This window comes from Stieleria mannarensis (genome assembly GCF_014154935.1).
GTDB classification, from domain to species: domain Bacteria; phylum Planctomycetota; class Planctomycetia; order Pirellulales; family Pirellulaceae; genus Stieleria; species Stieleria mannarensis.
In genome coordinates this window covers 1-12,700 of the sequence record NZ_JACEHH010000065.1, presented here as the reverse complement: position 1 = coordinate 12,700, position 12,700 = coordinate 1, and the positions used below count along the sequence as shown (strand labels likewise).

At 61.5% G+C, this 12,700-nt stretch carries 10 protein-coding genes; 6 read left to right on the top strand and 4 right to left on the bottom strand.

Annotated features, from left to right (window positions below):
- Nucleotides 1-207: 207 nt before the first annotated feature.
- Together gltA and H1B37_RS29055 are read right to left on the bottom strand one after the other, a co-directional pair.
- Nucleotides 208-1,638, bottom strand: a complete 1,431-nt coding sequence (gltA, locus tag H1B37_RS29060) for an NADPH-dependent glutamate synthase (protein WP_182870795.1) — start codon at nt 1,636-1,638, stop codon at nt 208-210.
- A gap of 51 nt (nt 1,639-1,689) precedes the next feature.
- The gene (locus H1B37_RS29055) at nt 1,690-2,589 is read right to left on the bottom strand and encodes a sulfide/dihydroorotate dehydrogenase-like FAD/NAD-binding protein (protein ID WP_182870794.1); all 900 of its coding nucleotides are present in this window, start codon (nt 2,587-2,589) and stop codon (nt 1,690-1,692) included.
- 437 nt (nt 2,590-3,026) lie between these two features.
- Here H1B37_RS29055 and H1B37_RS29050 point away from each other — a divergent pair, with 437 nt between their 5' ends.
- Complete coding sequence (locus H1B37_RS29050) at nt 3,027-3,359, top strand: hypothetical protein (protein WP_182870793.1); 333 nt, start codon at nt 3,027-3,029, stop codon at nt 3,357-3,359.
- 221 nt (nt 3,360-3,580) lie between these two features.
- On the opposite strand, the gene H1B37_RS29045 is transcribed toward H1B37_RS29050, so the two are convergent.
- Nucleotides 3,581-4,387, bottom strand: a complete 807-nt coding sequence (locus H1B37_RS29045; protein ID WP_182870792.1) for a hypothetical protein — start codon at nt 4,385-4,387, stop codon at nt 3,581-3,583.
- Nucleotides 4,388-4,736: 349 nt separating this feature from the next.
- Nucleotides 4,737-5,864 carry a peptide chain release factor 2 gene (prfB, locus tag H1B37_RS29040; protein WP_286178329.1) on the bottom strand — a complete coding sequence of 376 codons (1,128 nt, stop codon included), beginning with the start codon at nt 5,862-5,864 and terminating at the stop codon, nt 4,737-4,739.
- Between the two features lie 80 nt (nt 5,865-5,944).
- Between prfB and mnmA the strand changes: the two genes are divergently transcribed.
- The 5 genes from mnmA (at nt 5,945) to H1B37_RS29015 (ending at nt 12,292) form a co-directional block, all read left to right on the top strand.
- Nucleotides 5,945-7,126 carry a tRNA 2-thiouridine(34) synthase MnmA gene (gene mnmA, locus H1B37_RS29035; RefSeq protein ID WP_182870791.1) on the top strand — a complete coding sequence of 394 codons (1,182 nt, stop codon included), beginning with the start codon at nt 5,945-5,947 and terminating at the stop codon, nt 7,124-7,126.
- Between the two features lie 379 nt (nt 7,127-7,505).
- On the top strand, nt 7,506-7,889 hold the full coding sequence (xseB, locus tag H1B37_RS29030; RefSeq protein ID WP_182870790.1) for an exodeoxyribonuclease VII small subunit: 384 nt from the start codon (nt 7,506-7,508) through the stop codon (nt 7,887-7,889).
- 56 nt (nt 7,890-7,945) lie between these two features.
- Nucleotides 7,946-8,962, top strand: coding sequence for a polyprenyl synthetase family protein (locus H1B37_RS29025; RefSeq protein ID WP_286178328.1), 1,017 nt, complete (start codon nt 7,946-7,948; stop codon nt 8,960-8,962).
- Nucleotides 8,963-9,041: 79 nt separating this feature from the next.
- A complete protein-coding gene (dxs, locus tag H1B37_RS29020; protein WP_182870789.1) occupies nt 9,042-10,943 on the top strand; it encodes a 1-deoxy-D-xylulose-5-phosphate synthase in 1,902 nt (633 codons plus the stop codon).
- Nucleotides 10,944-11,401: 458 nt separating this feature from the next.
- Nucleotides 11,402-12,292, top strand: a complete 891-nt coding sequence (locus H1B37_RS29015; protein ID WP_182870788.1) for an NAD(+)/NADH kinase — start codon at nt 11,402-11,404, stop codon at nt 12,290-12,292.
- Nucleotides 12,293-12,700: the final 408 nt, after the last annotated feature.

Genomic DNA, 12,700 nt, shown 5'->3' with positions numbered 1-12,700 from the left:
GACACCAAACGCGACGGACATCCTTAGGACGCACGATTGATGCCTCTCGGTCAAGCGACACTTTGATCATCTTACAGCGTCCCGTGCGCAGAATCTACACAAGCGGCACGTGTTCGTAGCCGCGTTCGATGCGGGCCTGGAAAACGCCGGGCCCACCTTCTGGCGAAGGTAGCTACGCCATGCAGCACAGCGTCTGGGCCCCAGTTTTCACCATTGGCCGGTTTCCAGGAATGCGTGCATGGACCGGGCCGCGGTTCGACCGGCGCCCATCGCCAAGATCACCGTGGCGGCGCCGCTGACGATATCGCCGCCGGCAAACACGCCGCGTTTGTTCGTCCGCAACGTCTCGTCGTCCGCAACGATGTAACCCCATTTGTTGGTCGCCATGTCCGGCGTGGTCGATTGCACCAACGGATTGGCGCCGGTGCCGATCGCTACGACCGCCACGTCGATCGGCATGACGAATTCGGAACCCTCGATCGGGATCGGTTTGCGGCGTCCCGATTCGTCCGCTTCGCCGAGTTCCATCTTGATCAGCTTGACGCCGGACAGATTCCCCTCTTCGTTGCCGATAAATTCCAGCGGGTTGTGCAGGTTCATGAACTGCACGCCTTCGTCCTTGGCGTGATGCACCTCTTCACCCCTGGCCGGCATCTCCTCTTCGCTGCGGCGATAGATGATGTAGGCGTTCTTGGCGCCCAATCGCAACGCCGACCGGACGCTGTCCATCGCCGTGTTGCCCCCGCCGATGATCGCCACATTGCGATCACGGCATTCGTAGATCGGCGAATCGTATTGGTCGCGGTCATAGGCCTTCATCAGATTCACACGCGTCAGGAATTCGTTGGCCGAATAGACCCCGGGCAACTCTTCGCCGGGGATGTTCATGAACTTCGGCAGCCCCGCGCCGGTGGCGATGAACACCGCATCGTAGCCTTCTTCCTCGAACAGCTCGTCGATGGTGACCGTTTTGCCGATGACGACATTGGTTTGAAAATCGATCCCCATCGCGCGCATGTTGTCGACCTCCTGCCGAACGATCTCTTTGGGCAAACGAAACTCGGGGATCCCATAGATCAACACGCCGCCGATTTCGTGCAGGGCTTCGAACACCGTCACGCCATGCCCTTTGAGGGCCAGGTCGCCGGCGCAGCTCAAGCCCGCCGGACCGCTGCCGACGATCGCGACTTTCTTGCCCGTGGCCGGCGCCCGCTCGGGCAGCCCGACCTGCCCCGTTTCTCGTTCATAGTCGGCGACAAACCGTTCGATGTATCCGATCGCCAACGAATTGAAACGCCGGGCCAACACGCACGCGCCTTCACATTGGTTTTCTTGCGGACAGACCCGACCGGTCACTGCCGGCAGCACATTGTCCTCGCGCAGCTTGGCGGCCGCGGAAAGGTACTCGCCTTCGCGGACCAAATCGACCACTTCGCGAATCTGCACGCCGACCGGACAGCCGTGGGTGCACTTGGGATCGGCACAGGTCAAACAACGCTGCGATTCCCGCTGCGCGATCGCTTCGTCGAGTCCCAAATTGACTTCGCGAAAGTTATGCGCACGCTCACAGGCATCCTGCTCGGGCATCGTCTGACGAGGAATCTTGGTGCGTTCTTTGGGAGGCAGCTTGTCGACCATGGTCGTCATCGGGGGTGATGTGTTGAAAAGGGAGCATTCGTGTCGTGAGCGTCAAACCGTTCTCGGCCCCGCCTCGGGAAACCGCTGTTCCATCTGGCAATGATGGGCTTCCTCCAGATCGTGCGTGGGGTCTTGCTCGAACTGCTCGAGCGACTCCTGCTCGCGTTGACGATACATACGGTTGCGTTGGACCAGATTGGCGAAGTCGACTTGGTGGGCGTCGAATTCCGGACCGTCGACACAGGCAAATTTGCACTGCCCGCCGACGTACACCCGGCATCCGCCACACATGCCCGTGCCGTCGACCATGATCGGGTTCAAGCTGACGATCGTGGGGATCTGATGCGGCCGCGTGACTTCGGCGACGGCCTGCATCATCGGAATCGGACCGATCGCCAGGACGTGATCGATCGTCCGCCCCTGGTCGATCAGCGATTGCAACTTTTGGGTAACGAATCCCTGTTCGCCGTAGCTGCCGTCGTCGGTCATCAGGTACAGCTCGTCGCTGGTCGCACGGACTTCGTCTTCCAAAATCAGCAGCGAAGAATTGCGGGCGCCGACGATGGTGATCACATGGTTGCCGGCTTGCTTCATCGCCACCGCGGTCGGGTAGGCGATGGCCGTTCCCACTCCACCACCGATGACGACGACCGTGCCGAAGTCCTTGACTTCCGAAGCTTCCCCCAGCGGACCGACGACGTCCAGAATTGCATCGCCGGCTTCCAGTTCGTTCAGCAAGCGTGTCGTCTTGCCGATGCCCTGCACGATGATCGTGATCGTGCCTTCGTCGACATCCGAGTCGGCGATCGTCAACGGGATCCGCTCGCCGTGTTCGTGGATGCGAACGATGACGAACTGCCCGGCCTGACGCTTGCGCGCAATCCGAGGAGCCTGGACACGAAACAGTTTGACGTCCTCGGACAGAAAACGCGATTCTTTGATAGGAAACATGACGATCGGGGGTGGGCAATTCGATCCTGTTTTCAAAGCCGTAGACGCTGCTCGGCTCGCCGCGACCTAAAGCAAATGCCGTGCCCGATCCCAATCCCCCCGGACAAACCGCTTTCAAACGCACCAACCACTTGATGCGGCGTGTTCGCCACCCCAGCCATCGCACTCCGGGGCAGACGAGCACGATCGAGCAAGAATTTCTTCTTGCCATCCCTCCGATGTGCCCGAATGTGGCGCGCCATCCGAGCAGACGTCACGACGGGGCGCGCAATAACGCACGTGTAGGAGGCCGTGCGATATTGGGAATTAACTCTCCCTGACACGGAGGATCGCAGTCTGGACCGAAGGTGTCACCGCAGCGGCGATCAAGAGAGTAGCCGAGGCGAATGAGCCGCTCGGCCGAATCCCCTTCACCGCCACCAATCGGAGACATCCCCATGGCCAAGTACTTCGTCCAATCCGGAACGCTTCGCACCACCGTCCAAGCCGAATCCTCTCGCAAGGCCGCTCTGTGGGCCGTTCACCAAGCCATGTTGCAGGTCTTGCCCGTGGATGATTCCGACGGCCAATCGGCCGAATCGAAAACGGAATCGGCCGCAACGCGCGGGGTGAGCGTGATGGATGACATCGTCCGGGTCAGCGAACTAGGCTTTGACCGAGACGACGCGCCGGCGCTCGCCACCATGGAAGTCGTTCAACAATGGAACGAGATGTTCGCCACGCTGGCCCGTTTACAACAAATGCTCCACGACGGTGCGACGGCGGCATGATCACGATCCACCGTGAACTCTCCCCCCCCTTTCGACCGGCCGGCGACTCTGCCACCGGCCGACCGAAAGGGAGAGGGCGCGGGTTTGGCTTTCTTGCCCTGGGGTGGCGGTCACTCCGCTGCGCTCGTTCCCTGCCCCCAGGCGATGTTATTAAATGCGGCGCAGAGGCTACCGCCTAAACAGCAATAGAGTCGATGTTCCGAGCCGTGGAACGAGTCAGGTCAACCGACCCGATCTGCGATCACGTGCAGACGTGTCGGGACGTCGTCGGGCCCCCACTGAGGTGATGGGGCATCGGAGAAAACGCCCTGCTCCTCTTCGACCTCATCAAACTCAATGTAAACCTCGTCGGTCCCGCTGCCCTCGGATAGCGCGGCCCGAATCTGGCCGACTTGCCGATCGCGACTACGGGTCCGGACCTCGGGGACGCCCCCCGCTTCCAGCGCCGCCTGGGCCAATGACTCGCGCGTCTGCCGCCGCACCCGGTCCCGCTGCTCCTCCCGCGATGCATCCGGGAACAAGCCTCCCCAAGGACGGTTGACCAAGGTCGCCATCAACAGCAACAGCGCGGCAACAATTCCGACGTATGGAAAATCGTAGGTGGACCCAACGACGATCGTTGTCGCCAACAGAAATGCGACCATCGCTTTGATCAAATAGTCGGATGCCGATGCCGCCAGCGCGAGCCCGCGATGGGAACGTCGCGGCCGCATCGATCGACCGGGCCTGAAGATCAACAGATGCGTGAACCGTGCGAATGCTCGCAACACCGCAAACCCGATCACCAGCATCGGGATCGGAAACGTCACTGCGCCCGAATGGTCGGGAAAAAACAGAAACAGAAACACCGCAACGACACACAACACGGCGATCATCCCGCGCGTCACCAGTCGCAACAGATGCGAGGCTTCGAACGCGGTGACAACCGCGGACCTTGAGCTTGCATGGCGATAGGAGTTGGCTCGCCGCGGCGACGCACCTTCCGCGTCGGCCGCACGTGACGTCGCACTCGACTGTTTGCTAATCATTCGATCAGATTGCCCCACTGCTTGACTGACCTTGTCCATGACCGTCAATCTCCAGTATGCCGTGTCAATCGGAATGGAGCGGTCATTCCATGCCGGTTCAGGCCCTACCAGATCGGGGGCGTCCTGCCATTTCGTGGGCCACGAACCTCCGCTCGTTGCTTCGTAACGTTTTCCCTGCCGACGGTGTCTGCCCCTTCGTTATATTCAACAACGGGGGGCTGTCGAGCAGATTTACTGGGGAACAACCAGCAAAAACGCGGGTGTGACGCAAATCGATGTCAATCTGACGCACCTGACCAGATGATCAGAGCACAGGTGTGTCGCAACGCTGACGGCGCGTGCGGACATGTCACTCGTCTTCTTCCTCGCTGGCGACCGTTTTGTCGCCCGCCCGCCAGCGCAGAAATGCATCCAGGAATCCTTGCAACTCACTGCCGTCGATGACGCTGTTGAAATTGCCGACGTAGTGTCCGGTGCGGGCGTCCTTGACACGTTGGTCGGGGTGCAAGAAGTAATTGCGGATCTGGCTTCCAAAACCGGTCCGGGCCTGGGTGCCGTACTTGGCTGCGACTTCGGCCTCACGCTTCTCCTCTTCCAAACGCGCCATTTTCGCCCGTAGCATCTTCCACGCGTTGGCCTTGTTCTGGTGCTGGCTGCGTTCGCTTTGGCACTGCACGACGGTGTTGGTGGGGACGTGGGTCAACCGAATCGCGCTGTCGGTTTTGTTGACGTGTTGGCCGCCGGCGCCGCTAGCCCGAAAGGTGTCCGTCCGCACGTCCTTCTCTTCGATTTCGACTTCAATGCTGTCGTCGATTTCCGGAGCGACGCTGACGGCGGCAAAACTGGTCTGGCGTTTGCCTTCACTATTAAACGGACTAATCCGCACCAAACGGTGCATCCCTTCCTCCCCTTTCAGGTAGCCATAGGCCATCGGTCCTCGGATGGCGATCGAGGCGCTGTTGATCCCGGCTTCCTCGTTATCATGTCGGTCGAGCAATTGGATCTTGTAGTCCTGATCGACAGCCCAGGCGGAATACATCCGCAGCATGATTTCGGCCCAGTCGTTGGCGTCGGTGCCGCCGTCGCGGGCATTGATGGTCAAGATCGCCCCGGCGTTGTCATTGGGGCCGCTCAGCAGCGCCTTGAGCTCCAAATCGTCCAGGATGTTCTCCAGGCGCGCAAGTTCTTCGTTAACCTCAGCGGCCACCGATTCGTCTTCCTCGGCCATCTCCATCAGGACACTTAAGTCCTCGACGCTGCTGGACAATTCGTCCAGAGGGCCGACAATGGCTTTTAGAGCTTTGAGTTCACCAACCGTCTTTTGGGCCGCTTCGTTGTCGTCCCAGAAATCCGGTTGGCCCATCTTGGCTTCGATTTTTTTGATCTGCCCCGCCTTGCCGCGATGGTCCAAGGATTCGGCGAGCAGTTTCAGGCGTTTTTCGATCTTTTCACTGCGCTGAACCATTTCCGCGTCCATCAGTGATCACATCCTTTTCGCCGATCACGACGAATTTTCTTAACTTTGAAAAGACATTTCCGGGAGGTTGAAAACTATACATGGCACGCGTGGTCCTGGCGATGAGTGGGGGAGTCGATTCGAGTGTCGCGGCACATCTGTTGCTCGAGGCCGGACACGAAGTGATCGGGGTCTTCATGCGCCACGGAGAAGAATCCAGCCAGGTGTGCAAGATCGACGGCTCGGCCGATCGCGGCAGCTCGACCTCCTCGCTTCCCGTCTTGGGGGGCCCTGCCGGTTCGGGAAACCTGAGCGGCGAACGCGCCGATCACAAACAAGGCTGCTGCACCGCCAGCGATGCCGCCGACGCCAAACGTGTCGCCGCCAAGTTCGGCATCCCCTTTTATGCACTGGACCTGCAAGCCGACTTTCGTCGCATCGTCGACTACTTCGTCGACGACTACCTTAACGGCCGCACCCCCAACCCCTGCGTGAAATGCAATCATTGGATCAAGTTCGGCCGATTGTTCGACTATGCCGAGGGCGTCGAAGCGGACTACCTGGCGACCGGACACTATGCCCGCATGATCGACGGCCAACTGCACCGCGGGCTGGACAGCAATAAAGATCAATCGTACGCGTTGTTCGGGATCGGTCGCGGACGTCTGCCACGAATGTTGCTGCCGGTCGGTGACTACCGAAAAACCGAAATCCGCACCATCGCCGAAAGCCTTCAACTCGGCGTGGCCGGTAAACGCGACAGCCAAGAGATCTGCTTCGTCACCCAGGGACACCACAGCGACTTCGTCAAAGCGCGTCGCCCGAGTCGGGCCGGGACAACGGCCGGCGAATTTGTCACGACCGACGGCCGCGTGGTCGGCACCCACGACGGTTACGAAGCCTTCACCGTCGGGCAACGCAAAGGCTTGGGGATCGCCCTGGGTACGCCGCACTTCGTCGTCCGGATCGACCCCCAGACCAATCAGGTGGTGCTCGGCGAAAAGGAATCGTTGGCCTGCGAGGAGTTTTCCGCTGCCGACGCGAATTGGTTGGTCGATCCGGAATCGCTGGCCCCACTCGGCCACGCGGCGGACCCAACCGATCGTCTGGCCGTTCAGATCCGCTACAACGGGTCCCCGCAACCGGCATCGATCCAAATCGACCTCGCCGCGCCGGATCGATTCCGCGTTCGCTTTGACCGCCCCGTCGACGCGGTCGCCCCCGGGCAAGCCGCCGTCGTCTACCACGGCACCCAAGTCCTGGGCGGCGGCTGGATCGAGTAGCCGGCATCGACAAACGACCCGCGATCGCGAAAATGCCAGACGCGACGCGTATGCGACGGCATACGCATTCAAGTCAAGACAAAACCCCCTCGGAGACGTCGAGCGATTTTTAACTTCTTACATTGCAGGCGTTTACGCCCTCACCCTCCCTCTGGGAGGGTCGCGGAGGAGTGAGCGACGACGCGGGGAGGGTTTGCTGTGGAGCGGAGGTATTCAAACGCCACGAATCGACCCTCCCCTCGCTACGCTCGACCCTCCCTTCCAGGGAGGGTTAATTCCCATAAACCGCAGGCTCCCGGGAAGGGAGAGTTCCCTCAGGAATTCGACGACTTTAAATCTTGCGTTCACAGGCCACCCCGAAGCTAAAAGCCGAGCAATCATGGCAAAGAAAAAACAAAGCACGGCATCAAATCCAAAAGCCGACACCGATCCCCCGATCGACTTCGAAACCGCCCTCGCGGAAGTCGAGACGGTCGTCGAAGCCCTCGAAGGCGGCGAGCTGGGGCTGTCCGAATCGTTGCTCCAGTACGAACGGGGCATCGAAAAAATCAAACTCTGTCACCAGGTTTTGCAGCGTGCTGAAAAACGCATCGCCGTGCTGACCAGCGTGGACGAAGACGGTACGGCGTCGGTCGAACCGGTGGACACCGGACAGGGCGGCAAACAGCCCCCCAGCGGAGCCGCGATCGCCGCCGGCCGCAAACCGGCCAGAAAGTCCCGCGGCTCGGTCAGCGACGTGGACGAAACCGGGGGGCTTTTTTAAGCTGTACACTACGGGGATTTACCCCAGTTCACCCCTTTCCGATCCAGTGGTCAGCCTTGCCCGCCTCTCCCATCGACCGAACTGAACCGCACGACACCGAGCCGAGCATCGATCGCGCGCTCGGTGATTTGCTGCCCGCGATCGAACAGGCACTCCGGCACGCGTGCAGTTTCGGCAACGGCTGCCCCGACCGCTTGGCCGACGCGATCCGCTATGCGTTGCTGGCCCCTGGAAAACGATTGCGCCCGGCATTGGTGCTGATGGCCGCGGAGGCCTGTGGCGGATCGTTCGACGACGCGATGCCCGGGGCGGTTGCGGTGGAAATGGTGCATGCCTACTCGCTGATTCATGATGACCTGCCGGCGATGGACGATGACGACCTCCGCCGCGGACGGCCGACCGTCCACTTGGCATTCGATGAAGCCACCGCGATTCTGGCGGGCGACGCCCTCCAGCCCCTGGCGTTTTCTCACCTTTGCCGCAGCGTCGCCGATCCGCTGCGCCGCGGCCGAGCCGTCGAAATCCTGGCCGCCGCCGCCGGCCCCGAACAGCTCGTCGGCGGACAAGCCGATGATCTGGCCGCCGAGTCGGGGCAACTGCCCGAAGCGGTTGCCGCGGACCTGAAACAGCTGGCTACGGCGACGACCACCGAACCATCGGAGGGGAACCGTCGTACTCCAAAGCAACATGCCTCGCTCGCGTTCTTGGAATCGATCCACCGCCGAAAAACAGGCGCCCTGTTCTCCGCCTCACTCCAACTCGGCGCCGCCCTGTGTGGCGCCGACGAGCGACAGTCACAAGCGCTCGCCGCCTTCGCCGCCGACCTCGGATTAGCCTTTCAAGTGGTCGACGACCTGCTGGACCACACCGCGGACGAATCGAGCATGGGCAAGCGAGTCGGCAAGGACAGCGGGCGTGGAAAACTGACTTACCCCGGACTGTTGGGGCTCGACCAAGCACAAACGTTTGCCAGCGACCTGGTTCAATCTGCAAAATCTCATCTGGCTGTTTTCGAACCGTCCGCCTGGCGGTTAGAACACCTGGCAGATTACGTCCTCGCTCGCCCCCACTGACTCCAAGCCATTTCAAGCCATCACCTTGCCGCCGCAGCAACGGACCGACGCCGCGGACCGCCCCCAACAGGAAGCCACATTGAACGACCCAAAACACCCTCTCCTGGCGAGCTTGAAAGACGCGACGGGCCTGCGTGATTTTTCGCCCCAGCAACTGGAGTCGACCGCCGACGAAATCCGTGACGTGCTGTGCAACCTGCTGGCGACCCGGACGGCCCACTTCGCCTCCAACCTGGGCGTCGTCGAACTCTGCTTGGCCCTGCACTGCGAATTCGACTTTCGCACCGATCGCCTGATCTGGGACACCGGGCACCAGATCTATCCCCACAAACTGGTCACCGGGCGCTACCACAACTTCCCCTCGATCCGCACCCAAGGCGGATTGATGGGTTACCCCAACCCGGACGAGAGCGAGTACGACCTGTTCATGACCGGCCACGCGGGCTGCAGCGTCAGCACCGCAGTCGGCCTGCGCAGCGGTGATTTGATGGTCGGCCAACCCGACCGCCGCACCGTCGCGGTGATCGGCGACGGCGCCTTCCCCAGCGGCATCGTGTTCGAAGCACTCAACAACGCCGGCCATCTGGAAGACGACCTGACGATCGTCCTGAACGACAACAAGATGTCGATCTGCCACCGCGTCGGGGCCGTCGCCGGCTACCTGGATCGCCTCCGCAGCAACCCCTATTACACGGGCCTGAAAAGCGAAGTCGGAAAGCTGCTCGAACAGATCCCGATGTTCGGTGACCCGGCCGAACGGTTTCTCGCCCAACTCAAGGAAGGCGTCAAAGCCGGTCTGGTCGGCGGCATGCTGTTCGAAGAATTGAACATCCGCTATGTCGGACCGATCGACGGACATGACATCGCGTTGGTTCGAAAGTACCTGGCGATGGCCCGGGAAATGAAAGGCCCGGTGTTGTTGCACGTGGTGACCGAAAAAGGCCACGGGTACAAACCCGCCGCCGCCGACCCCGTGTTCTTTCACACCCCGCCGGCATTCGAAGACCGCGACGGCAAACCGGTGCCGCGACACAGCGACGGCCTGCCGCCGTTTACCCTGCACGCCCGCGATGCGATCAGCCAAGCGATGGCGGCCGACGAAAAAGTCAGCGTGATCACCGCGGCGATGTGCCAGGGCAACAAATTGGAACCGGTTCGCGAAAAGTTCCCCAAGCAGTTCTTCGATGTCGGGATCTGCGAATCCCATGCGGTCGCCTTTGCCGCCGGGCAATGCAAGGCCGGGGCGCGGCCGATCGTCGATATCTACAGCACGTTCCTGCAACGCAGCTACGACCAGATTTTCCAAGAGGTTTCGCTGCAAGACCTGCCGGTCGTGTTCATGCTCGATCGCGCCGGATTGACCGGCCCCGATGGCCCCACCCACCACGGCGTCTATGACATCGGCTACATGCGACTGTTCCCCAACATGGTCGTGATGGCCCCCGGATATGCCGAAGAGCTCGGGATGATGTTGCGGTTCGCACTCGACCACGACCACCCTTGCAGCATCCGCTACCCCAAAGCCTCCGCGCTCCAGCGTGAGCAATCGATCCCGGCGATCGAGCTGGGCAAAAGCGAAGTCATCCGTGAAGGGACCGACGGAACGATCGTCGCCTTCGGCGCCATGCTGGAAAACGCCCTCGAGGCTGCCGAACTGCTGGAAGGCGAATTGGACATTTGCGTCATCAACGCCCGGTTCGCCAAACCGATCGACGGCCAGATGGTCAAACAGAGCATCGAAACCGGGCGGTTTGTGCTGACCGTCGAAGAGAACGCGGTGATGGGCGGCTTCGGATCCGCCTTCCTGGAATCCGCCGTCGAACAGCGACTGGATACCCGAGGCGTCCAAACACTCGGCCTTCCCGACCGCTTTGTCGAACACGGCGATCGAAACGACCTGCTCCACCAATGCGGCCTCAGCCCCGAAGCGATCGCCGAGCGGTGCCGCCAAGCCGCCCCGGCGACATCGACCATTGCGTGAGCCCGCTGCCCGAATCAGATTTGAGCTGGTCAAGAAACCGGGATCGGCACCTCGCAGCCCAATCGAAAACGAAGCGACAGTCGCCGTGTTCTCCGAACTCGGCGCCCTCAAAAGCGAAGCTTCCCCCGCGCCGACCTCGGAGAGGACGGCGACTATCCAGCCCAACCGAAAACGAAGCCACAGTCGCCGTGTGCTCCGAACTCGGCGCCCTCAAAAGCGAAGCTTCCCCCGCGCCGACCTCGGAGAGGACGGCGACTATCCAGCCCAACCGAAAACGAAGCCACAGTCGCCGTGTGCTCCGAACTCGGCGCGGGCGCGAAAAAGCGAAGCTTTCCGCCGCGCCGACCTCGGAGAGGACGGCGACTATCCGGCCCAATCGAAAACAAAGTTGCGGTAGACTTGTCGTGATGTGTCGCCTTTTCACTTTAGGGTCCTGCCCCTCGGGGCGATAGAAATCCATGACGCGCAACCCCGCCGAATACCGATCGAACAATCGAATCTGGCCCAGCGGTCACCGCAACGTCCCCCGCGTTGCAATCCTCGGCGCCCCGGATCGCGATCGCGTCCGCAGCGAAGCGGTCCGCCTGCGACCGCTGATCGCCCAGCACGCCGAAATCGTCGCCGAAGACTTCCACTTCCAGTACGGCTTCGACGATCCAGACATCGACCTGGTGATCGTCCTGGGCGGTGACGGGTCGATCCTGCAAACCGCTCGTCAGCTGGCGGGAAAGAAGATCCCGGTGCTGGGCATCAACTGCGGCAACCTCGGCTTTTTGGCCGCGCTCTCCCCCGACGACTTCTTGGAAGTCTGGCCCCAGGTGTGCTGCGGGGCATTTGAGGTCATCGACCACCTGATGCTGGAGGTCAGCTTGATTCGTGACGGGAAAACCGTCTGCGAACAACTGGTTTTGAACGAAGTCGCCGTGCTGGGCGGGCCACCGTACCAGATCCTGGGCATCGACCTGTTCGCCGATGGAAATCTGGCGACACGTTATCGCTGTGACGGATTGATCCTGGCGACGCCGGTCGGATCCACCGCACACAACCTGTCGGCTGGTGGCCCGATCCTGCGACGCAATCTGCAAGCCGTCGTGATTTCGCCGATCAGCCCCCACACGCTGACCTATCGCCCCTTGGTCGATTCCGCTGACACGGTGTTCGAACTGACCGTCAGCGAACCCAACGAATCGACCAGCGTGGTCGTCGACGGCCGAATCCTCAGCCAACTGCTGCCGGGAGACCGCGTCCAGGTTCAGCGTTCGGATCACACCTTCGAAATGTTGTCCGTCCCCGGGCAAAACGACTACCGCACCCTGCGCGAGAAACTGGGCTGGGGCGGATCGCTGTAGGTAAGCCACGGCGGGCTTTCCCGCCGACCGTACGCCAGCCCTTCTGGGCGGGCGTTTGGCCGGTTTACCGGCCACGGGGTGCTGGAAATTGTCAGGGGGAAATAGGACCAATGCGACACATGCGACATATAGGTCCTATTGGTCGAGGTCGTGCGGTTTTTGGGAATTCACCCTCCCTGGCTGGGAGGGTCGAGCGCAGCGAGGGGAGGGTCGATTCGTGGTGTTCGATTGGCTCCGAGCCACAGACGACCCTCCCCGCGTCGTCGCTCACTCCTCCGCGACCCTCCCAGAGGGAGGGTGAACGCGTAAACGCCTCATCTATAAAAGGAGAAAAACCGCACGACCTCGGCCCCATCGCTCCCGTTGCGGCGTTGTGATTCTCGGCGCGGCGCCCGGGCACCCCGATCG

Bases quoted from the DNA above. Each gene is read 5' to 3' on its own strand.
- H1B37_RS29015 (WP_182870788.1), top strand. From the start codon at position 11,402: ATGACGCGCAACCCCGCCGAATACCGATCGAACAATCGAATCTGGCCC.
- H1B37_RS29050 (WP_182870793.1), top strand. From the start codon at position 3,027: ATGGCCAAGTACTTCGTCCAATCCGGAACGCTTCGCACCACCGTCCAA.
- xseB (WP_182870790.1), top strand. From the start codon at position 7,506: ATGGCAAAGAAAAAACAAAGCACGGCATCAAATCCAAAAGCCGACACC.
- mnmA (WP_182870791.1), top strand. From the start codon at position 5,945: ATGGCACGCGTGGTCCTGGCGATGAGTGGGGGAGTCGATTCGAGTGTC.
- H1B37_RS29055 (WP_182870794.1), bottom strand. From the start codon at position 2,589: ATGTTTCCTATCAAAGAATCGCGTTTTCTGTCCGAGGACGTCAAACTG.
- prfB (WP_286178329.1), bottom strand. From the start codon at position 5,864: ATGGACGCGGAAATGGTTCAGCGCAGTGAAAAGATCGAAAAACGCCTG.
- H1B37_RS29045 (WP_182870792.1), bottom strand. From the start codon at position 4,387: ATGATTAGCAAACAGTCGAGTGCGACGTCACGTGCGGCCGACGCGGAA.
- gltA (WP_182870795.1), bottom strand. From the start codon at position 1,638: ATGGTCGACAAGCTGCCTCCCAAAGAACGCACCAAGATTCCTCGTCAG.